Source organism: Sphingomonas oryzagri (genome assembly GCF_029906645.1).
GTDB lineage: Bacteria > Pseudomonadota > Alphaproteobacteria > Sphingomonadales > Sphingomonadaceae > Solisphingomonas > Solisphingomonas oryzagri.
On sequence record NZ_JARYGZ010000001.1, the window covers coordinates 2,020,409 to 2,042,811 of the forward strand.

The 22,403-nt window shown below is 68.3% G+C and carries 16 protein-coding genes; 8 read left to right on the plus strand and 8 right to left on the minus strand.

From position 1 onward, the window contains the following. The first annotated feature begins 3 nt into the window (after positions 1-3). The 3 genes from QGN17_RS09920 (at position 4) to QGN17_RS09930 (ending at position 3,190) form a co-directional block, all read left to right on the plus strand. Positions 4-927, plus strand: coding sequence for a polysaccharide deacetylase family protein (locus QGN17_RS09920; protein ID WP_281044313.1), 924 nt, complete (start codon positions 4-6; stop codon positions 925-927). Next, positions 924-1,460, plus strand: coding sequence for a nuclear transport factor 2 family protein (locus QGN17_RS09925; protein ID WP_281044314.1), 537 nt, complete (start codon positions 924-926; stop codon positions 1,458-1,460). The genes QGN17_RS09920 and QGN17_RS09925 overlap by 4 nt, the downstream gene beginning before the upstream one ends. 95 nt (positions 1,461-1,555) lie before the next feature. Beyond that, on the plus strand, positions 1,556-3,190 hold the full coding sequence (locus QGN17_RS09930) for an ATP-binding protein (RefSeq protein WP_281044315.1): 1,635 nt from the start codon (positions 1,556-1,558) through the stop codon (positions 3,188-3,190). A gap of 32 nt (positions 3,191-3,222) precedes the next feature. Here QGN17_RS09930 and QGN17_RS09935 read toward each other — a convergent pair whose 3' ends face one another. Beyond that, the gene (locus QGN17_RS09935; protein WP_281044316.1) at positions 3,223-4,647 is read right to left on the minus strand and encodes an aldehyde dehydrogenase family protein; all 1,425 of its coding nucleotides are present in this window, start codon (positions 4,645-4,647) and stop codon (positions 3,223-3,225) included. A gap of 146 nt (positions 4,648-4,793) precedes the next feature. Between QGN17_RS09935 and QGN17_RS09940 the strand changes: the two genes are divergently transcribed. Both QGN17_RS09940 and QGN17_RS09945 read left to right on the plus strand, forming a co-directional pair. Then, positions 4,794-8,069, plus strand: a complete 3,276-nt coding sequence (locus tag QGN17_RS09940; RefSeq protein ID WP_281044317.1) for a DUF3857 domain-containing protein — start codon at positions 4,794-4,796, stop codon at positions 8,067-8,069. 117 nt (positions 8,070-8,186) lie between these two features. Continuing rightward, positions 8,187-8,570 (plus strand): response regulator, encoded by a 384-nt coding sequence (locus tag QGN17_RS09945; protein ID WP_281044318.1) that lies wholly within the window; start codon positions 8,187-8,189, stop codon positions 8,568-8,570. A 9-nt stretch (positions 8,571-8,579) separates the two neighbouring features. Here the strand turns inward: QGN17_RS09945 and hutU are convergent, their stop codons facing one another. From hutU to hutI, 4 genes are read right to left on the minus strand one after another with little or no spacing between them, the layout of a single operon-like run. Next, positions 8,580-10,247 carry a urocanate hydratase gene (gene hutU, locus QGN17_RS09950; protein WP_281044319.1) on the minus strand — a complete coding sequence of 556 codons (1,668 nt, stop codon included), beginning with the start codon at positions 10,245-10,247 and terminating at the stop codon, positions 8,580-8,582. Next, positions 10,244-11,053, minus strand: a complete 810-nt coding sequence (gene hutG / locus QGN17_RS09955; RefSeq protein ID WP_281044320.1) for an N-formylglutamate deformylase — start codon at positions 11,051-11,053, stop codon at positions 10,244-10,246. Before hutG ends, hutU begins: the two co-directional genes overlap by 4 nt. Further along, on the minus strand, positions 11,050-12,579 hold the full coding sequence (hutH, locus tag QGN17_RS09960; protein ID WP_281044321.1) for a histidine ammonia-lyase: 1,530 nt from the start codon (positions 12,577-12,579) through the stop codon (positions 11,050-11,052). The genes hutG and hutH overlap by 4 nt, the downstream gene beginning before the upstream one ends. Beyond that, positions 12,576-13,778 carry an imidazolonepropionase gene (gene hutI / locus QGN17_RS09965; RefSeq protein WP_281044322.1) on the minus strand — a complete coding sequence of 401 codons (1,203 nt, stop codon included), beginning with the start codon at positions 13,776-13,778 and terminating at the stop codon, positions 12,576-12,578. Before hutI ends, hutH begins: the two co-directional genes overlap by 4 nt. A 99-nt stretch (positions 13,779-13,877) precedes the next feature. On the opposite strand from hutI, the gene QGN17_RS09970 reads away from it, so the two are divergent. From QGN17_RS09970 to QGN17_RS09980, 3 genes are read left to right on the plus strand one after another with little or no spacing between them, the layout of a single operon-like run. Continuing rightward, on the plus strand, positions 13,878-15,242 hold the full coding sequence (locus QGN17_RS09970; RefSeq protein ID WP_281044323.1) for a formimidoylglutamate deiminase: 1,365 nt from the start codon (positions 13,878-13,880) through the stop codon (positions 15,240-15,242). Beyond that, complete coding sequence (locus QGN17_RS09975) at positions 15,239-15,943, plus strand: UTRA domain-containing protein (RefSeq protein WP_281044324.1); 705 nt, start codon at positions 15,239-15,241, stop codon at positions 15,941-15,943. Before QGN17_RS09970 ends, QGN17_RS09975 begins: the two co-directional genes overlap by 4 nt. Positions 15,944-15,993: 50 nt before the next feature. Continuing rightward, positions 15,994-17,538, plus strand: a complete 1,545-nt coding sequence (locus QGN17_RS09980; RefSeq protein ID WP_281044325.1) for a hypothetical protein — start codon at positions 15,994-15,996, stop codon at positions 17,536-17,538. On the opposite strand, the gene QGN17_RS09985 is transcribed toward QGN17_RS09980, so the two are convergent. From QGN17_RS09985 to QGN17_RS09995, 3 genes are read right to left on the minus strand one after another with little or no spacing between them, the layout of a single operon-like run. Further along, positions 17,516-19,135 carry an acyl-CoA dehydrogenase family protein gene (locus QGN17_RS09985; protein ID WP_281044326.1) on the minus strand — a complete coding sequence of 540 codons (1,620 nt, stop codon included), beginning with the start codon at positions 19,133-19,135 and terminating at the stop codon, positions 17,516-17,518. The genes QGN17_RS09980 and QGN17_RS09985 overlap by 23 nt on opposite strands. Positions 19,136-19,153: 18 nt before the next feature. Further along, positions 19,154-20,572, minus strand: coding sequence for a hypothetical protein (locus QGN17_RS09990; protein WP_281044327.1), 1,419 nt, complete (start codon positions 20,570-20,572; stop codon positions 19,154-19,156). A 1-nt stretch (position 20,573) separates the two neighbouring features. Further along, on the minus strand, positions 20,574-22,352 hold the full coding sequence (locus QGN17_RS09995) for an SLC13 family permease (RefSeq protein ID WP_281044328.1): 1,779 nt from the start codon (positions 22,350-22,352) through the stop codon (positions 20,574-20,576). Between the last annotated feature and the right edge of the window lie 51 nt (positions 22,353-22,403).

Genomic DNA, 22,403 nt, shown 5'->3' on the forward strand with positions numbered 1-22,403 from the left:
GCGGTGACGGCCCCCCTCACCCAGACGCCGCGCTATCCGTTCTGGCCGATCGCGAAGGATCGCGGCTTCACGCTGCCCGGTGACGCGCGGGTCGGGCTGATCGTCTATCTAAACGTCGAACATTTCCCGATCGACGTCCCCGCCCCCGCCCACGCCATCTATCCGGGCACCACGCACATGGTGCCGGACATCCTCAACTATGGCTGGCGCGACTACGGCAACCGCGTCGGCCTGTGGCGGATGATGGAATTGTTCGGAGACGTCGGCATCCGGCCTAGCGTCAACCTCCACGCCGATGTCTGCCATGAATATCCCGAGCTGATCGAGGCGGGCGAGGCGCTCGGCTGGGAGTGGATCGCGCAGAGCCACACCGCCGGCGCGATCCTCACCGCCATGCCCGAGGATCGGGCGCGGGAGATCATTGAAGGCTCGGTCGGCATCATCGAACAGGCGACCGGGCGGCGGCCGAAGGGCTGGATGGGATCGCACCTCGCCGAGACGCCCGAGACGCCGGACCTGCTCGCCGAAGCCGGCATCGAATATTGCAGCGACTATGCCTGCGACGACCAGCCCTTCGCGATGCGGGTGCGCTCCGGCAGCCTGATCTCCATGCCCTATGCGCTGGAGGCCAACGACGTGCCCGGCGTGCTCGGCAAGGGGTTGACCGCGCAGGATTTCGCCCAGCTGCTGATCGACCAGTTCGACGAACTGTACGAGGAGGGCGCTGCCATCCCGCGCGTGATGCCGGTGTCGCTCCATCCCTTCATCTCGGGCCACGCCTTCCGCACCCGCCACCTGCGCCGCGCCTTCCGCCACATCGTCGGCCACGACGGCATCTGGATCGGCACCTGCGGCGAACTCAACGAATGGTATCGACGGACACGAGGCGCCGACCCCGAGCGGCCCCAACAGGAGAGACGGGCATGACCTTTGAGGAGAAGATCGAGGCGCTGTGGGAGGAAAAGCAGATCATGAAGGTGATCCTGCGCTTCGGCCGCTCGCTCGATACCGGCGACTGGCCCGCCTACCGCTCCTGCTTCACCAGTCCGCTCAACATCGAGTTCAAGAGCCTCACCGGGCAGGAGGAGGTCCGCGTCGACGCCGATCTGTGGACCTTGTTCGCCGATCAGATCCTCAGCCCCGTGCGCCGCCACCACACCTACAGCAATTTCGACGTGACGCTGGACGGGGATCGCGCCCACGCGCTCGTCTATCACACTTCGCGACACTGGAAATCGACCGATCGTGGCGTGTCGCACAACACCCAATATGGTTGGTACGACTTCTCGTTCGAGCGACAGACGGATGGGGCGTGGCTGATGTCGCGGGTCAAGCACGCCTTCCGATGGGTCGACGGCAACGACGCCCTGCTCGACGTGCACGATGCCGAGTTGCAGAAGACGATGGCGAGGGTTTTTTGCGCGGAAAATATCGCGGCGGCGCGCGCCACCGTCGCATGACCTGAGGAAAATACGGACCCAAGCCGCCCGGTTCGCGTTGCACAACTTCTGCCCTGATCCATGATAAGGGGCCGCAGCGCGCACGAGGACCCGGGATGGATACGCAACAGGATCGGACCAGCGCGCCCTCGTCGGCGGACCGATATCGCGCCCTGTTCGAGTCGATGGACGAGGGTTTCTGCATCATCGAATTCTTCGACGGCCCGCACGGTCCGCTGAGCGACTATATCCATGTCGAGGCCAACCCGGCCTATGAGCGCAATGCCGGCATTCCCAACGTCGTCGGCCAGAAGGTGCGCGAGATGGTGCCGGACGAGGCGGACGGCTGGGTCGAGCTGTACGGCAGCGTGCTCAGGACCGGGAACCCGATCCGCTTCCAGCGCGAGCTGGTGGCGACAGGGCGACACCTCGAAGTTTCATCGTTCCGGATCGGACCGGCGTCGGGTCGTCAGGTGGCGGTGCTGTTCAAGGACGTGACCGACCGCCTGCGCGCGGAGGCCGCGCAGCGCGCGCTCCACGAGCAGCTCGAAGCACGCGTCGCCGCAGCGCTGGCCGAGCGCGAGGAGGCGGAAGCCGCGCTGCGCCAGATCCAGAAGATGGAGGCGGTCGGCCAGCTGAGCGGCGGTCTGGCGCACGATTTCAACAATCTGCTCGCCGGCATTTCGGGCGCCTTCGAGATGATCGCCACACGGATCGCGCAGGGCCGCAGCGGCGAAATCGACAAATATCTGAGCGCCGGCCAAGGGGCGACGCGCCGCGCCGCCGCCCTCACCCACCGGCTGCTCGCTTTCTCGCGCCGCCAGACGCTTTCCCCCAAGGCGGTCGTAGTCAACCGCCTGCTGCCCGACTTCGCGGAGCTGGTTCATCGCACGGTCGGCCCCGCGATCGAGGTGGAAACGGTCGCCGCCACCGGGCTTTGGCCGGCGCTGGTCGATACCAACCAGCTGGAAAACGCGCTGCTCAACCTGTGCATCAACGCGCGCGACGCGATGCCGGATGGCGGCAAGATCACGGTCGAGACCGGCAACCGCTGGCTCGATCCCCGCGCCGCGAGGGATCATGCGCTCGAACCGGGCCAATATGTCTCGATCTGCGTCAGCGATACCGGCACCGGCATCGACAAGGCGATCATCGACCGGGTGTTCGATCCCTTCTTCACCACCAAGCCCATCGGCCAGGGTACGGGCCTTGGCCTCTCCATGGTCTATGGCTTCGCGCGGCAGAGCAACGGTCATGTCCGCATCTATTCGGAACCCGGCCAAGGCACGATGGTGTGCATCTACCTCCCCCGTCATCGCGGCGAGGAGGATGCCGAGACCGACATCGAGATCCTGCCCGTGACGGAGCTCGGCCATGGCGAGGCGGTGCTGGTCGTCGATGACGAGCCGTCCGTCCGCCTGCTGGTCGCCGATGCGCTGTCGGAGCATGGCTATGCCTGCATCGAGGCGCATGACGGGCCGGCTGGCCTGCGCATCCTCCAGTCGAATGCGAAGATCAGCCTGCTGATCACCGACGTCGGGCTACCCGGCGGCCTCAACGGCCGGCAGGTGGCGAACGCTGCGCGCGATCTGCGCCCCGATCTGCCCGTGCTGTTCATCACCGGCTATGCCGAGAATGCGGTGCTCAACCACGGCCATATCCAGCCGGGCATGGAAGTGCTCACCAAGCCCTTCGCGATCGACGACCTCGTCCGCCGCGTCAGCCTGCTCGCCCGCACGCGCGCCGTTTGACGGCGGGCGGCGAGGACGCCGCCCGCCTCGCCTCAGGCCGGCTCGCCGACGATCGTCTTGATCTCCATGAAATCGGCGATGCCGTATTTGCCACCCTCGCGGCCATTGCCCGATTGCTTGTAGCCGCCGAACGGCGTGCCGCCGCCCGGCCCCCAGGCGTTGATCGTGACCAGCCCGGCGCGCAACAGCGGCGCCACCTTCGCCGCCTCCGCCGGATCGCCGGAGATGGTCGCGGACAGGCCGTATTCCGTGTCGTTGGCCATCTCGATCGCGTCGTCGGCATCGCCATAAGCGGTGATCGTCGCGACCGGCCCGAACGTCTCCTCGCGATAGATACGCATCTGCGGCGTCACGTCGGTGAGCAGGGTCGGCTTCACGAAGAAGCCGCTGTTGCGCCCGTCGGGCCGTCCGGTGCCGCCGGTGACGAGCGTCGCGCCCTCGTCGATCGCCGACTGGATCAGGCCCTGGATCTTCTCATACTGCGCCTTGTTGACGACCGGCCCGATATGGCCGCCCTCGATATCCGCCGCGTCCACCCTGGTCGCCTCGAGGATGCCCTGCACCACGGCCGTGGCATCGGACACCTGGCTCTCATGGACGAGCAGGCGCGTCGGCGCGATGCAGCTCTGGCCGCTGTTGGCGATCACGCCCTGCACCGTCGGCGGCAGCACCTGCGGCAGATCGGCGCCCTTGAGCACGAGGTTGGGCGCCTTGCCGCCGAGTTCCTGATGGACGCGCTTGACGGTCGGCGCGGCAGCCTGCGCCACGGCAATCCCGGCGCGGGTCGATCCGGTGAAGCTGACCATGTCGACATGCGGGTGGCTGCTAAGCGCCGCGCCGACGCCCGGCCCATCGCCGTTGACGAGGTTGAACACGCCCGCCGGCACGCCCGCCGCATCCAGGATCTCGGCGAGGATTACCGCATTGCCCGGCGCTTCCTCGGACGGCTTCAGAACCATCGTGTTGCCCGCCGCGATGCAGGGCGCGACCTTCGCGCAAATCTGGTTGAGCGGCCAGTTCCACGGCGTGATGAGAGCGCAGACACCGATCGGCTCGTGCACCACGCGGGCCTTGGGCAATTGCTCGGAAAAGCGGAAATCCTTGAGCGCGGAGAGCGTACCGAGGAAATAACCGAGCCCCGCCGGCACCTGCGCGGCCTGTGCGAAGGCGATCGGCGCACCCATCTCCTCGCTGGTCGCGACCGCGAGGTCCGTCATCCGCTCCTTATAGGCGGCGATGATCCGCTCCAGCAGCGCGATGCGATCCTCCACGCTGGTCCGCGCGAAGCTGCGAAAGGCCTTGCGCGCGGCGGCGACCGCCTTGTCGACATCGGTCGCGCTGCCCAGCACGATTTCGCTGACCGGCTGCTCGGTGGAAGGATCGATCACCTGATGGCGCCGGCCGCCTTCGCTCTCCACCCACTGGCCGTCGATATAATGCTTCAGGTAGCTCTTCATCATCGCCTCCCGCGTGTCGCATCCTTGGGCGCCGGAGGTGGTGGCAGGCGCTCCTGCCGTCAACCGGCACAATAAGCAGGGGAACCGGTTGCATCGTCCATCCGCCGCGATAACGTGATGGCGGGGATGAAGCAGGGGCAATCGGTATGCGTGGTGTGATGGGGCGTGCGCTGAGCGGCGTGTCGGCGGCGGCGCTGCTGGCGATGACGGGGGCCGCGTCGCCCGCATGGGCGAGCGACAAGCTGACGGTGGCCCCGCCCGCCGCATGGATCGTCCCCGTCGCCGCGCCGGCCGACGACGGAAAGAGCGGCGACGTCCCGCTCAAGCTGCTGCTGCGCGACGAGCAGGTCGATCTTCAGCCCGGCAAGGTGACACGCTATTTCGAAAGCGTGTTCAAGGTGCAGACGCCGCAAGGCCTATCCGCCGGTGCCGTCGCCTTCGCCTGGAATCCGGACACGCAGACGCCAGTGGTCCACAAGCTCCAGATCCGGCGCGGTACGCAGGTGATCGACGTGCTCGGCTCCGGCCAGACCTTCACGGTGCTCCGCCGCGAGACCAATCTGGAAAACGCCGTCCTCGACGGTCAGCTCACCGCCTCGATCCAGCCAGAGGGATTGCAGGTGGGCGATGTCGTCGATTTCTCGCTGTCGATCGCCACCAGCGACCCGGCGATGGGCGATCATGTCGAACATGCCGGCGCGGCGTGGAATGGCGTGCCGATCGAGCGGGCACATCTGCGCGCGCAATGGCCGTCCTCGGTGACGATGCGCATCCAGCCGGACGGCGGGCTGGCGACGCCGAAGGTGGTGCGCAAGGGCGCGTTGTCGAGCATCGAGCTGTCCGCCGACAATGTGGAGCCGCTGGTGCTGCCCAAGGGGGCGCCGATGCGTTACCAATATGGCCGGCTGATCGAGCTGAGCGACATGTCTTCGTGGAACGGTGTCGTCACCCTGCTGGCGCCGCTCTATGCCAAGGCGGAGATCCTGCCGGCGAACGGCGCGGTGCAGGCCGAGATCGCGAAGATCAAGGCCGCCTCGCCCGATCCCAAGATCCGTGCGGAGGCCGCGCTGGCGCTGGTGCAGGATCGGGTGCGCTACGTCTTCCTCGGCATGAACGACGGCGGCCTCGTCCCCGCAGAAGCCGAGACGACATGGTCGCGCCGTTTCGGCGACTGCAAGGGCAAGACGGTGCTGTTGCTCGCCATGCTGCACGCGCTCGACATCGACGCGGTGCCGGTTCTCGTCAGCACGACGCTGGGCGACGGGCTGGACAAGCGCCTGCCCGAGATCGGCCTGTTCGATCACGTGCTGGTGCGCGCCACCATCGGCGGGCGCGTCTATTGGCTGGATGGAACGCGTGTCGGCGATCGCGCGCTCGACGGGATCGAGACGCCCGACCTGAAATGGGGCTTGCCGCTCGCCCCCGGCAACGCCGCGCTGGTGGCGATGCGACCCGCGCCTTACGACAAGCCGCAGACCGACGTGGCGATCCGCATCGATGCGACGGCCGGCCTGTCCACGCCCGCCCCCGTCCATATCGAGCGCGTAGTGCGCGGCGACGAGGCGGTGGGCACCAATCTCGCGCTGGCCAACCTCGCCGGCGATACGCGCGACCGCGCGCTGCGCGAATTCTGGAAGCAGCGTTACGACTTCGTCGATCCAAAGACCGTCACAACGAGCTACGATCCGGTCGCGCGGACGCTGACCTTCGGGATGGACGGCACCACCAAGATGGACTGGAACGAGGGCTGGTACGAGGCCGATCACGTCTGGGTCGGCTACACCGCCGATTTCAGCCGCGATCCCGGACCAGACAGTGATGCACCCTACGCGGTCGGCTATCCGAGCTATACCCACGTCACCGAGACGATCCTGCTGCCCCCCAAGGCCGGCGCCTTCACGATCACGCCCGGCTCGGACGTCGACCAGACGGTGGCGGGCATGGAATATCATCGCCACGCCAGGATCGAAGGAGACCGCTTCGTCGTCGAAGAGAGCGACCGGTCGGTGGAGCCGGAATTCCCCGCCGCGCAGGCCACGAGCGCGCAGGACACGCTGCGCAAGCTCGCCAAGAAGGGCGTCTTCCTGAACCGCCCCGCCAATTACGTCGATACCGCCGCCCTGGCGACGGACGCCACCACCGTGAACGGCCTGATCGAACAGGCCAGCACGTTGATCGACCTCGGCCGTCATCAGGAAGCGGTAGACCGGCTGAGCAAGGCGATCGCGCTCGATCCGAAAAATGCGATGGCAATGGCCGACCGGGGCATCGCCCATGCGCATCTCGACCAGCGCGACGCCGCCAAGGCCGATTTCGACGCCGCTGCAGCGCTCGATCCCCGCAACTATGTCGTCTTCCAGGGCCGGGGGTTTCTGGCCGAAAGTGCGGAACAGTCGCAGGACGCCGTCGACCAGTTCAGTGCCGCCCTTGCGATCAAGCCGGACAGCACGTTCGCCCTGTGGCATCGCGCCATGGCCTATCGTGCGCTCCACAAGGACGATCAGGCGCTGGCCGACGCCACCGTCCTGCTCGCCACCAATCCGGGCGATCCCAACATGCGGCTGCTCCGCGCCAACATCCTCATGAGCAGGGGCGATGCCGCTGGCACCGCGCGCGAGGCGGAAGCACTGGCTGCCGCAGCCCCCACCAACAGCTACGCCCTGGTCGTTGCCGGCAGGATCTACGACGCGGCCGGCCGGCGGGACGACGCCATGATCGCGATCGGCAAGGCGCTGGCGATCAAGCCGGAAGCCTATATCTACATCAATCGCTACAACATCCGGCCGCGATCGGATGTTGAAGGGCGCCAGGCGGATCTGGATGCCGCGCTGCAGCTCGATCCCAAGATGCAGGAGGCGATCGCAACCAAGGCCGATTTCCTCGGCGAGCAGGGCCATTGGCGTGAAGCCGCAGCGCTGCTCTCCGGGCCGATCGCTACCAGGCCGAGCGATGTCGATCTCCTGTCGCAACGCGGCATCGCCTATGCCAAGCTCGGCGAGAAAGCGCTGGCCGACAAGGATTTCGCCGCGGCGCGCGCCACCGCCAAGACCGCTGGCGCGCTCAACAATCTCTGCTGGCAGAAGGCGACCGCCGGGGTCGCGCTGGATAGCGCGCTCGATGAATGCACGCAGGCTCTCGCGCTGTCGCCTGACGCATCCAACATCCGCGACAGCCGTGCCTTCGTGCTGCTTCGTCTCGGCAAGCTCGACGAGGCCCTCGCGGAATATGACCGTGCGCTGGCCCAGTCGCCGAATTTTCCCGCGTCGCTCTATGGCAAGGCCGTCACCGAGCAACGTAAGGGCGATGACATGGCGGCCGCACGCGATGCCGCCGCAGCGATAAAGCTCAGTCCGCGCGTGCGGGAGCGGTTCGACGAATACGGTGTCGGGATGAAACCCGCCGCCGTCGCGAAAGCCCCCTGAAGAACCGCGCGATTAGACCAAGGTCTTAGGCTTTCGCCCAATTCGTTCCGCTCCCGTCAACGACCCGGCGAAACACGGATGCTATTCAGAGTCATCCTGCCCGTTCAGATCGGTTCGATGTCGCAACAGCCCCTTCCCCTCGCCGGGTGCCGCATCCTCGTGGTCGAGGACGAGCCGCTGCTCGCCGATCATGTCGCGGATACGCTGGAGCGGGCCGGCGCGCGGATCGTCGGCCCTTATTCGAGCATCATCGAAGCGCTCGACAATCTCGACCAACTGACCGCGCTCGACGGCGCCGTGCTCGACATCGGGCTGGGCGAGGAAACCAGTTTCCCGCTTGCCGAAGCCCTGCAGACCACGCGCCTGCCCTTCGTCTTCGTCACGGGGCAGGAGAAGCGCACGCTGCCTCCCGCTTTTTCCCGTGCCGCGCACCTGCTCAAGCCGTTTCAGGAGGAAGAACTGGTCGCCACGCTGATCCGCATCGGCGTGGCCGCCCAGTAACCTCCCCCATCAGCCGAGGATGCCCGGCAGATCCAGCCCCTTCTCCCGCGCGCAGTCGATCGCGATGTCGTAGCCGGCATCGGCGTGGCGCATCACGCCGGTGGCGGGGTCGTTCCACAGCACGCGCTCCAGCCGCTTCGCCGCCTCGGGTGTGCCGTCTGCGACGATCACCATGCCGGCGTGCTGCGAATAGCCCATGCCGACGCCGCCGCCATGGTGGAGCGACACCCAGGTCGCGCCCGACGCGGTGTTGAGCAGCGCGTTGAGCAGCGGCCAGTCGGAAACGGCATCGGTGCCATCCTTCATCGCCTCGGTCTCGCGGTTGGGCGAGGCGACCGATCCGCTGTCGAGGTGATCGCGGCCGATCACCACGGGAGCCTTCAGTTCGCCGTTGGCCACCATCTCGTTGAAGGCAAGGCCAAGCCGGTGACGGTCGCCCAGCCCGACCCAGCAGATCCGCGCGGGCAGGCCCTGGAAGTGGATCTTCTCGCGCGCCATGTCGAGCCAGCGGTGGAGATGCGCGTTGTCGGGCAGCAGTTCCTTTACCTTGGCGTCGGTCTTGTAGATGTCCTCGGGATCACCCGAGAGCGCCGCCCAGCGGAACGGCCCGATGCCCCGGCAGAAGAGCGGGCGGATGTAGGCGGGCACGAAGCCGGGGAAATCGAAGGCGTTCGCCACGCCCTCGTCCTTGGCAACCTGGCGGATGTTGTTGCCATAATCGACGGTCGGCACGCCGGCCTTCTGGAAATCGAGCATAGCCTGAACGTGGACGGCCATCGAGGCCTTGGCGGCCTTCGCCACCGCTTCCGGCTCGCGCTCGCGCCGTTCGATCCAGTCCGCGACCGTCCAGCCGGCAGGAAGGTAGCCGTTGACCGGATCGTGGGCGGAGGTCTGGTCGGTCAGCAGGTCGGGTCGGATGCCGCGCCTGAACATCTCGGGCAGCAGTTCAGCGGCGTTGCCGAGCAGGCCGACGGAGACCGGTTTCCCCTCGGCCTTCGCCGCCTCGATCATCGCCAGCGCCTCGTCTATCGTGGTCGCGGACTTGTCGAGATAGCCGGTGCGCAGGCGCATCTCGATGCGGCTCGGCTGGCACTCGATCGCGAGGCAGGAAGCCCCCGCCATCACCGCCGCCAGCGGCTGCGCGCCGCCCATGCCGCCGAGGCCCGCCGTCAGCAGCCATTTGCCGGAAAGATCGCCGTCGTAGTGCTGGCGGCCCATCTCCACGAAGGTCTCGTAGGTGCCCTGCACGATGCCCTGCGTGCCGATGTAGATCCACGATCCGGCGGTCATCTGGCCGTACATGGCGAGGCCGCGCTTATCCAACTCGTTGAAATGCTCCCAGTTCGCCCATTTGGGCACGAGGTTGGAGTTGGCGATCAGCACGCGCGGCGCTTCGGGATGGGTGCGGAACACGCCGACCGGCTTGCCCGACTGGACGAGCAGGGTCTGGTCGCCTTCCAGCCGCTTCAGCGTCGCGACGATCGCGTCGAAGCTCTCCCAGTCGCGCGCGGCGCGGCCGATGCCGCCATAGACGACCAGCTCCTCGGGCCGTTCGGCGACATCCGGGTGGAGGTTGTTCATCAGCATCCGCATCGGCGCTTCGGTCAGCCAGCTCTTCGCCGACAGTTCCGGGCCGGTGGGGGATTTGATGACGCGGCTGTTGTCGATGCGGCTCATGCGCGCTCCTTGGCAAAGGAAAGACAGGCTTCGAGAACCTGCTTGAGGATGGGCAGGATGGCGGGTTGGGGATCGATCGGGCTGGGCCAGTTGTCGGGGCCGGGGCGCTCCGGCTCGGCCATGTAGCCGCGCATCGAAAGCTCCATCTGGATGGCATGGATGCCGTCGGCCGGGCGGCCATAATGGCGCGTCGTCCAGCCCCCTCGGAAGCGGCCGTCGAGGACGTGGCTGTGGCCGCTCGCGGCGCAGATCGCCTCCACCGCTTGCGCCAACGCAGGGTCGCAGGTCTCGCGATTGTTGGTGCCGATGTTGAACTGCGGCAGCTCGCCGCCAAACAGGCGCGGCACGTGGCTGCGGATCGAGTGCGCATCGTAGAGGACGACGTTGCGATGCTCGGTACGCAGCCGCATCAGTTCGGTGGCGAGCGCTTCGTGATAGGGATTGAAATAAGCAAGGCGGCGGCGATCGATCTCGGCCTCGTCCGGCCCGGCGCCGGAATAGAGCGACTCGCCATCGAACGTCTCGACAGGGCACAGGCCAGTGGTGGTCTGCCCCGGATAGAGCGACACGCCCGAGGGATCGCGGTTGCAGTCGATCACGCTGCGGGAATAGCGGGTGCGGACCGTCGTCGCGCCGAGATCGCAAGCGAAGGCGTAGAGACGGTCGATCCACCAGTCGGCATCCTTGCGGGCCAGCCAGGGGGAGACGAAGGCCCCCTCCAGCTCGGGCGGCAGATCGGTGCCGGTATGCGGGAAACCGACGACTAGCGGCGCGGTGCCGCGGTGGATGTCGAGGAAGCCCCTCACCCCAGCCCCGGCAGGTCAAGCCCCGCCGCCTCGATCAGCGCGCCCGAGCGGACGAGGACGTTGGCCGCCTCCATGTCCGGGTGAAAATGGCGATCGTCGTCGAGATGCGGCACCACCTTGCGCAGCGTCGCGCGCGCCGCCTCCAGCGCTTCGCTGGAGAGCAGAGGCGCATGGAAATCGCAGCCCTGCACCGCCGCCAGCAACTCGATTCCGATCACGGCGGAGGCATTTTCCACCATGTCGAGCAGCCGCCGCGCGCCATGGGCGGCCATCGAGACATGATCCTCCTGATTGGCCGAGGTGGGGATCGAGTCGACACTCGCCGGAGTAGCCCGCTGCTTGTTCTCGGAGACCAAGGCAGCAGCCGTCACCTGCGGAATCATGAAGCCGGAGTTGAGGCCGGGCTTGGGCGTCAGGAAGGCCGGCAGACCCGACAGTGCCGGATCGACCAGCATCGCGATCCGCCGCTCGGCGATCGAGCCGATCTCGCAGACCGCCAGCGCGATCATGTCGGCAGCGAAGGCCACCGGCTCGGCGTGGAAATTGCCGCCCGACAGCGCCTCGTCGGCTTCGGGGAAGATCAAAGGATTGTCGGAGACGCCGTTGGCCTCGGTCTCCAGCGTCGCCGCCGCCTGGCGCAGCACGTCGAGCGCGGCACCCATCACCTGCGGCTGGCAGCGCAGGCAATAGGGATCCTGCACGCGAGCATCGCCGACGAGATGGCTCGCGCGGATCGCCGATCCCGCCATCAGGGTGCGCAGCGCGTCGGCCGTCTCGATCTGGCCGCGATGGCGGCGCAGCGCGTGGATGCGGTGATCGAACGGCGTGTCCGACCCCTTGGCCGCCTCGGTGGAGAGCGCGCCGGTCACCAGCGCCGACTGGAACAGCCGCTCCGCCCCGAACAATCCGGCGAGCGCATTGGCGGTGGAGAATTGCGTGCCGTTGAGGAGCGCCAGGCCCTCCTTCGGCCCGAGTTCCAGCGGCATTAGCCCGACCTCGCGCAGCGCCTCCTCAGCGGGCCAGCGCTTGCCGGCAACCATGATGTCTCCGACGCCGATCATTGCGGCCGCCATATGGGATAGCGGCGCGAGGTCTCCCGATGCGCCCACCGATCCCTGCGACGGGATTACCGGTGTGAGGCCGCGCACCAGCATCGCCTCGATCAGCGTGACGGTCTCCGGCTTCACGCCCGAGGCGCCCTGGGCGAGGCTGGCGAGCTTCAGCGCCATCATCAGCCGCACCACCGGCACCGGCGAGGGCGCGCCCGTGCCCGCCGCATGGCTCAGCACGATGTTGCGCTGGAGCGTGGCGAGATCCTCGTCGCCGATCCGCACGCTGGCAAGTTTACCGAAGCCGGTGTTGATCCCGTAGACCGGCTCACCCTTCGCCAGGATGCGCGCCACCGCCGCGGCGCTCTCGGCGATCACGGGAGCGGAAGAGGCATCGAGGCGCGGCGTCGCGCCGCGATAGATGGCGCGCCAGTCAGCCAGCGGGACGGCGCCGGGGATCAGGACGATGTCGGTCAAATGCCTCTCCGGTAACGGGCATGGAGCGGTCGTCCACCCATGCGATAGACGAGCTCCGCCGGGCTCTCGACATCCCACAATGCGATGTCGGCCCAGTGACCGGGCACCAGCGCGCCGACGTCGGCCAGCCCCAGCGCCTTCGCGGCGTTGCGGGTGGTGCCGGCCCAACATTCCGCGACGGTCATGCGGAACAGGGTCGCCGCCATGTTCATGGCGAGCAGCAGCGAGGTGAGCGGGCTGGTGCCCGGATTGCAGTCGGTCGCGATGGCGATCGGCACGCCGGCATCGCGCAGGCCCTGCACCGGCGGCAGTTTCGTCTCGCGGGTGAAGTAGAAGGCGCCGGGCAGCAGGGTCGCCACCGTGCCGCTCGCCGCCATCGCCGCGATGCCGTCGTCGTCCAGATATTCGAGATGGTCGGCGGACAGCGCGCCGTAGCGCGCGGCGAGCGCTGCGCCGTGGAGGTTGGAGAGTTGCTCGGCATGGAGCTTCACCGGCAGGGCGAGCGCGCGGGCGGCGGCGAACACCCGTTCGGTCTGCGCAGGGGTGAAGCCGATCCCCTCGCAGAAGGCGTCGACCGCATCGATCAGCCCCTCGGCGGCGAGCGCGGGCAGCATCTCCTCGGTGACCAGCGCGACATACTCGTCGGCACGACCGGCATATTCGGGCGGCAGCGCGTGCGCGCCGAGGAAGGTGGTGCGTACCGTCACCCCGCAGCGCTCGCCGAGCGCACGGGTCGCGCGCAGCATCCGCCGCTCGCTCGCCAGTTCCAGCCCGTAGCCGGACTTGATCTCGACGGTGGTGACGCCATCGGCGATCAGCGCCTCCAGCCTTGGCAGGCTCGCAGCGACCAGTTGCTCCTCGCTCGCCTCGCGGGTGGCGCGCATGGTGGAGACGATGCCGCCCCCCGCCCGCGCGATTTCCTCGTAGCTGGCACCGGCGAGCCGCGCCTCCCACTCGCCCGCGCGGCTGCCACCATGGACGAGGTGCGTGTGGCAATCGATCAGGCCCGGCGTGAGCAGCCGCCCCTCGCAATCGATCACGCGAGTCGCGGTGAGATCGGGGGCGGCATCGGCGGCCCCGACGTAGACGATCCGCCCATTCTTCGCCGCGACAAGGCCCTGCGACACAACGGATTCGCCCGCCGCCCCGCCCGTCATGGTGAGCAGGGTCGCGCTGGTCCAGATCGTGTCGCAATCCATTGCGGAGCCTATCGGAGCCTCTGGTGATGATGGGCGATCATTGCATCGACCACTCATTATGTATAGACATTTTATCTCGGTCCCGGTCGGAGCCATCGCATGTCGAGCCTGCGCCTGCATTTCGAATATGCGATGTTGCCGGACGGCTGGGTGCGCGATGTCGCGATCACCGTCGCCGAGGGCCGGATCGCGCGGATCGAGACCGGCATAGCGCCCGCTCCCGCCTACGAAACGCACGCGATCGGTCTGCCCGGCCTGCCCAACCTTCACTCCCATGCTTTCCAGCGCGGCATGGCTGGCCTCGCCGAGCGGCGCGGCGCGAGCGACGACAGCTTCTGGACGTGGCGTGAGGTGATGTACCGCTTCGTCGGCCGGATGGGTCCGGACGAGATGCGCGCGATCGCGGCGATGGCCTATCTGGAGATGCTGGAGGGCGGCTTCACCCGCGTCGGCGAGTTCCATTACCTCCACCATGCGCCGGACGGCACGCCTTACACCGATCCGGCCGAGATGGCGGCGGCGCTCGCAGGGGCGGCCGAGGAAACCGGGATCGCGCTCACCCTGCTGCCGGTCTTCTACGCGCACGCCGGCTTCGGCGGGCAGGCGCCGGGCGAGGGCCAGCGCCGCTTCCTCCACGACATCGACGGCTTCGCCCGCCTGCGCGCGCGATCGGCCGACGCGCTGGCGGCATTGCCTGATGCGGTGACCGGCCTCGCCCCCCATTCGCTGCGCGCCGTTACGCCCGAGGAACTGGCGGCGCTGGTCGCGATGGCGGAACCATGCGCACCGATCCACATCCACATTGCCGAACAGCAGAAGGAGGTGCGCGACTGCCTCGCCTGGTCGGGTGCGCGGCCGGTCGGATGGCTGCTCGATCATGCGCCGGTCGACGCACGCTGGTGCCTCGTCCACGCCACCCACATGACCGAAACCGAGACGCTGGCCATGGCCGGGAGCGGCGCCGTCGCCGGTCTCTGCCCGATCACCGAGGCCAATCTCGGCGACGGCTTGTTCCCGATGCGCGACTTTCTCGGCAAAGGCGGCGCCTACGGCATCGGCAGCGATTCCAACGTGCTGATCGACGCGGCGGAGGAGATGCGGCTGCTCGAATATGGTCAGCGCCTCGCCCACCAGTCGCGCAACGACCTCGCGACCGGGGCGGGCGGCAGCACCGGCGGCGCTATCCTTCGCGCGGTGCTGGCGGGCGGGGGGCAGGCGCTGGGCGCGCGATCGGCGCTGGCCGTGGGCTGTGCGGCGGATATCGTCAGCCTCGACGCCGATCACCCGGCCCTGATCGCGCGCGAGGGCGACGCCTGGCTCGACGGCTGGATCTTCGCCGCCCGGCGCGGCGCGGTCGACACCGTGTGGCGTCGCGGGCGGAAGGTCGTCTCCGGCGGCCGCCACCACGCCCGTGACGCGATCGTCGCGCGCTACCGCACAGCCCTAACCGGCCTGCTCCAGTGAAGCCCGCGCCGCTCCACGAGCGCATCCGCGCCGAGATCGAGGGCGCGATCCTCTCGGGCGCGCTGGCGCCGGGCAGCCGCATTCCCTCCGAGCTGGAGCTGATGGGCGAATATGGCTGCGCGCGGATGACGGTCAACAAGGCGCTCTCCGCGCTCGCCGCCGCCGGGCTGGTGTCACGGCGCAAGCGGGCGGGCACGGTGGTCGCGCATCGCCGCACCGAATCGATGGTTCTCGACGTGCCGGACCTCGCGGTCGAGATGGCGGCGCGGGGGCAGGCCTATCGCTACGCGCCGGTCGAGCGGCGGGTGATCGAGGGCGGCGCCATCCCGCTCCCCGGATCGGGCCGTACCCTGTTCGTCAGCGGCGTCCACCATGCCGACGACGTGCCGCTCGCCTACGAGGAGCGCTGGATCAGCCTGGAAGCGGTGCCGGAGATCGAGGCGGCGGACTTCGCCGACATGCCCCCCGGCTCGTGGCTGCTACGCCACATCCCCTGGACAGAAGCCGAGAACCGCATCGGTGCGGAAGCGGCCGACCGCGCCTGCGCCGCACATCTGCGCATCGCGCCCGCCGCCGCCTGCCTGACGATCGAGCGGCGCACGTGGCGGGGAGAAGAGAGCATCACCTTCGTCCGCCAGCATTTCGTCGCCGGCCGCTATGCGCTCACCGCCCGCTTCGGAGCCGGCACAGCCAGCGCCTGACCGTGCGTCGTTACAGCCTTGGTAACCATGTCCGGCGCATGGTCCTGCCCATGAGCGTCCCGCAGACCGGACCGGATATCCCGCGCCCATACCCCCGGCCAGGTGGCATCGCGCTGACCTGGCTGGCGGCGGCGTTGCTCGCGATGGCGGCGATCGGAAACCTGCTGCTGCCAGCCTTCCTCGGCCTGTCACCGATGCTCGACGCGCTGCTCGTCATCGTCGGTGTAGCGGCGATCGGCTGGGTGAGCGTCCCTCGCCCGGACATGTACGCCGAACGGATCGACGGCAGGACGATCCTCGCCTGCCTCGCCATCGCCTGCGCACTGCTCCTGCTCGGGGGCGAGGGCCGGCTGCTCTCCGCACCGACCGACTGGCGCGTGCGCGACGCGGTGCTCGTCGATCTGGGGAGCCACGCCTGGCCCTTCCATTACGCCCTGCCGGAAGGCCCCGCGATGCTGCGCGCGCCGCTGGGCATGTACCTGTTGCCCGCGCTGGCCGGTGCCGCCGGGCAGCGCGCGCTCGATATCGCCCTGCTCGTCCAGAATGTGGTGATGCTGGGGCTGATGCTGGCGCTGGCTTCGTCGCTGTTCGCGCCGGGCCGCGCGCGACGGATCGCGCTGGCGACGCTCATCCTGTTCAGCGGCTTCGACATCATCGGCACGCTGGCGATGCGCTGGGCCGGCCGCCCCGCCCCCTTCTTCCACATGGAGAATTGGGCGCCCGGATCCCAATATACCGCGCTGTTCACCCAGATGAGCTGGTCACCCCAGCATGCGATCGCCGGCTGGGGATGCGCGCTGTTCTTCCTGCTCTGGCAGCAGCGCAAGCTGCCGATCGGCGGCCTCGCGGCGGCGGTGCCGCTCTTCGCCTTCTGGTCGCCTGTCGCAGCGGCGGGGGCGCTACCCTTCGCGCTCCTCGCGGCGCTCCGCGGAGGGCGGGCGATCCGCCTGCGCGACGTCGCGGCCGGCTTGATCGCCGTGCTGATCATCTTCCCCGCGCTGATCTATCAGCATGCCGGGTCGGCGAGCGTCGCATCGGGCCGCAATCCGATCGAACCGGCCATCTACGCGCTGGCGTTGGCGATCGAGGTGCTGCCCCTCACCCTCCCCGCCTTGCTGCTGCGCGGACCGAGCCGCTTCGGCCGCAATGCGCTTCTGCTGGCGCTGGCGATGCTGCTGCTCGCCCCTCTCTGGCGGGTCGGGCTCTGGAAGGATTTCCAGATGCGGATCACCATCGTGCCGCTGATCGTCACCGCCGCCGCCTTCGCCGACCTGCTGGCGCGCGCAAAGGCCGGTGGCAACCGTCGCATCGTCGCCCTGCTCGTGACCATCCTCGCGATCGGATCGCTGACGGTGGTCTCCGAACTGTTCCCCGAAGTCACCATGCGTGCGGCCCCGGCGCCGCGCTGCTCGCTGATCGGCGTCTGGTATCGCCAGCCCGCCGACATCCGGACGGGGCCGCCCAATACCTATATCGCGCCCGTCCGCGCCATGCCGGCGATGATGCGGATGCCAGCGAAATCGGTAATCGACCCGGCTCGCGATCCGCAGGAATGCTGGAGCCGCCCCTGGTTCACACCGGCATGGATCGACTGACGATCGCGGGGACATCCACCGCGATATCAAACGCGCCATAGGCCGAGCCACGCGGCGCGAAGCGGAGACGGCAGAAAGCCTCGGCCAGCGGATTGTCCCATTGCAGCAGGACGGCCGCCTGCACCGCGAGCGCCAGTTTCTCCACGAGCAGACGGGCGCGGCCTTCGTCGGCGCTGAAATCGAGCTCGCGCAGCCAGGCATCGTAGAACCTGTCCCGCCCCCGCACGCCGTCGAGGAAGGCACGCAACGCCGCAACGCCCTCCGGCTCTCGCGCCAAGCCGCGCAGCATGTCGAGCGCGATGACGTTGCCCGATCCCTCCCAGATCGCATTGAGCGGGGACTGGCGGAACAGGCGCGGCATCGGGCCGGTCTCGATGTAGCCGGCGCCGCCGTGGCACTCCATGGCCTCGTTCACCAGGCCAGGCGCGCGCTTGCACACCCAGTATTTGGCGATCGGGGTCAGCAACCGGGCAAGCGGATCATTATCGTCGAACGCCTGAGCGATCCGCAGCGACAGCGCGGTCGCCGCCTCGCTCTCCACGGCCATGTCGGCAAGCACCGCCGCCATCGCCGGCTGATCGACGAGCCGTTTCTGGAAAGCCGATCGGTGCGCGGTGTGCCACAGCGCCTGCGCCATCGCCGCGCGCATCTGCCCGGCCGATCCCACCACGCAATCGAGCCGGGTGTGCTGCACCATGCGGATGATCGTGGCGACGCCCCGCCCCTCCTCGCCGATCCGCCGGGCGAGCGCGCCGTGATATTCGACCTCGGAGGATGCGTTGGACCTGTCGCCCATCTTGTCCTTCAGCCGCACGATGCGGAAGCCCGCATTGCGAGCGTCGCCGGGCAGCCAGCGCGGCAGCAGAAAGCAGGTGAGGCCGCCCTGCGCATAAGCCAGCGTCAGAAAGGCATCGCACATCGGCGCCGAGCAGAACCATTTGTGGCCGGTGAGGCGATACCAGCCCTCGCCATCCGTGACCGGCTCGGCCCGCGTGGTGTTGGCGCGAACGTCGGAACCGCCCTGCTTCTCGGTCATCGCCATGCCGATGGTGACGCCCGCTTTCTCGCGCGCCGGGCGGACGGCGGGATCGTAGCGGCCCGCGGTGACGCGCGGCACCCACTCGTCGCGCACCGCCGGCTCGACCGAGAGCGCCGGCACCGACGCATAGGTCATCGTCATCGGGCAGCTGGTTCCCGCATCCGGCTGTCCGGTGAGGAACAAGGTCGCGACATGGGCGACGTGACCTGCGGGTGTGCCGTCCCACGCGACGCTGGCGACACCCGCACCGAGGCCGAAATCCATCAGCTGATGATAGGCCGGATGGAAGCGGACCTCGTCGATGCGGCGCCCCCAGCGATCGTGCGTATCGAGTTCCGGGGTATGGCGGTTTGCCTCGACGCCCCAGCCGATCACTTCGGACGAACCAGCACGGCGGCCAATAACGCCCAGTCGTTCCGCATGGCGCGCACCGCCCGCTTTGCCTACCGCATCGGCCAGCGCCCGGTCCGTCGCGAAGAGGTCGATCTCCTCGAACGGCGGCGGCTGGTTGGTGACCTCATGCGTATCGAGATCGGCGATCGGATCGAGCGTGGCCATGGTGCTCCCCTAGCACAGTCAGTAGCTCATCAGTGGCGCCCCGGCGCGCAGCACGACCGAGACGACGCAGGCGACCACCAGCACGCCCGCCGCGATCGCGAGCCGCCCGCGCGGCACCCGGCGACATCCGCCGAGCAGGGCCGCGGCGAACGCGGTCGAGAGGATCAGCCAGAGGTGATAACGCAGGTCCGACGCGATGCTCACCACCGCGAAGCTCGCGGTCATCAATATCGCCGACAGCACCAGAGACAGCGCCAGCGAGCGCGCCGGCTGGCGCGGCGTGCCGATCAGCACCCAGCCGATCGCCAGCGCAGCCACCAGCCAGATCGCCGGCACACCGATGGGTGTCTGCTCCGCACTCCCCGCGATCCGGGACAATGCGATGCTCGCTGGCGTGGTTTTCGCCCCGATACCGTAGAGATTTTCCGGGGTCGTGAAAGGTGCTGCGGCACTGCGCTCGTCCGCTGGCGTGAAGATCCGGAGTGTCGAGTTGAGATGGGCTGCGCGGTGCTCGGCATAGGCGAGCGGATGCGCGATGATCGCCGCGGTCCAGCTGCGGAACAGCGGCGGCGGACCGTCGTCGTCCGAGACGAGGACATTGCCCATCGGCCCGCAGCGTGCGGGATCGGCAAACGGATCCCAGTAGAACGGCGTCGCGCAGTGCAGCCGCTCGGCCTGCGCCCAGTCGGCGTCCGTCAGGCCCGGCATCGCCGCCAGATGGGCGTGATGCGCGATACCGGCGAGATCGAAGATCGGCAGCGTATATTGCACGCCCGAACGATCCGCCTTCAGTAGGCCATGGTTGATCGGCCCCGACACGCCGATCACCGCCAGCGTCGCGACAAACAACAGCATGACCCGCGCCCACCAGCGCCGCAGCCCCAGCCAGCCGCTCCAGACCAAAATCAGCGGCATCACCCCGAACACCGAATTGGCACGCAGTAGGAGCGCATAGCCGATCAGCACAGCGAGGATCGCGACCGCCCACCACGGCACCGGCCGTTTCGCCAGCCGGAACAGGGCGAGCAACCCCGTCGCGCAGGCCAGCGCGCCGATCATCTGGCAATCCTTGTCGACCACCACCATCCAGTCGAGCACCGGCGGCAACAGGCCGATCGCCAATACGCACCAGCCCGCCACGGGCGCCCTGGCCCGCCGCAACCCCAGCGCCAGCATGGCAAGACCCGACCAGAAAAGCGCGAGCTGGACGAGGAGCATCGGCGCGGTTCCCCACGCGCCCGTCTTCAGGAACAGCGACCAGAGGCGCGCCATGATCGGCGGGTGCCAGTCGTCATACTGCCCGGTGACAGCCTGGGTGAACTGGGTGGTCGCGTCGTAGGCGGCGATGCCAGGCCAGCAGAGCGCGGCGCTGAGGCAAGCCAGCAGCACGGCCACCAGCAGCGGAGGCCATGCTCCGAGCCGCCGCGCCCTCCTCACATCAATGCGCCGTCAGCGGCCAGACCAGCGCGATCAGCGGCGTGCCCACGACGATCACCATCAGCGACAGCGGAGCGCCCAGTCGCGCGTAATCCCAGAACCGATAGCCGCCCGGCCCCATCACCAGCGTGTTGCACTGGTGGCCGACAGGAGAAAGGAAGTCGCAGCCCGACCCGGTCGCCACCGCCATCAGGAAGGGATCGGGCGAAAGGCCCAGGTGCTTCGCCACCGACACCGCGATCGGCCCCAGCACCAGCACGGTCGGCGCGTTGTGGAGGAAGGGCGAACACAGCATCGCCGTCACCATCAGCGCGCCCAGCACCAGCATCGGCGGCGCGCCGGTGAGCAGATGCGCCATGCCATGCGCGATCAGGTCCGTGCCGCCGGTATGGCGCACCGCCTCGCTCACCGGGGTGAGCGCGCCGATCAGCACCAGCACCTCCGGCTCGAGCGCGCCATAGGCCTCGCGCATCGTCAAGGAGCCGATCACGACGATCAGCACCGCCGCGCCGAAGAAGGCGGCGGCGATCGAGATCACCTTGAACGCCACCAGCACCAGCGCCACCGCCAGAATCGCGATCGGGCCGTAGCGCTGGCGCGGATTGCCGAGCTTCACCGATCGCTCGGCGAGCGGGAGGAGGCCGCTCTGGCTCAGGAAATCGGGCATCGCCTGCTCGCCCGACCGGAGCAGCAGGACGTCACCCGCGCGGATGGTCACCTCGCGCAACCGCTTGGTGATACGCTGGCTCGATCGGCCGATGGCGAGCAGCTTCACACCATGGCGATCCTGCAGCCGGGCGCGCGCCGCCGACGTTCCGATCAGCGGAGATTCGGGCTGTACGACCGCCTCGACGGTGCGGATCTCTTCCTTGGGCGTCGCCTTCTCGATTTCCTCGTCGTGATGGGCCTGCTTGAGCGGCAGGCGATCGAAGAAACGCGAGAGCGCATCGTCGTCGCCTTCCAAAACCAGCACTTCGCCGGGCCTGAGCGGCGCGGACGGGCTGGCCGAGGTGCGCGTGCCGTCGGCCCGCTCGATCGCGACCAGCTCGACACCATCCTTGTCGAGTTCGAGGTCGGCAATCGTCTTGAGATCGTCGGGCAGTTCGTCGGGAATGGTGGCTTCGGTCGAGTAGGACGCGGTCGATACCACCTCCTCCAGCCCTCCGCCGCCCACCCGGCGCGGCAGCAGCGGCCAGCAGAAGGTCACCACCACCAGGCCGAGCAGAGTCAGCCCCAGGCCGACCGGGGCGAAATCGAACATCGCGAAGGGGTGGCCGGTCTCCTCCTGCCGCACCTGGCTGACGATGATGTTGGTCGATGTGCCGACCAAAGTCACCAGCCCGCCGAGCAGCGACATGAAGCTCATCGGCATCAGCAGCGCCGACACCGAACTTCCTTCCGTGCGGCCAAGTTTGAGCGCGGTCGGCATCAGGATCGCCAGCGCGCCGACATTCTTGGTGAGAATCGACAGGACCGCCGTGGCGCCCGCCATCACCGGCACCTGCACGCGCAGCCGGTTGAGACGGGACAGGATGGGCCTTAGCGCGCTCTCGATCACGCCGGATTTGGCGATCGCCGCCGAGACGATCAGCGCGGTGGCGATGATCACCACGACGTCGCTGGTGAAGCCCGTGAACGCCTCCTTCACCGGCACCACGCCGACGCCCATGCCGACCAGCAGCACGACAAGCGAGACGAGATCGTAGCGGAAGCGTCCCCAGGCGAAAGTTGCGATCGCCGCGCCGATCAGCGCGAACGACAGGATCTGGGGTGTCGTCATGCGCCTCCGGTGTAGCGGGCCGAACCGGCCTCGTCACGTGTGCGACGCGCG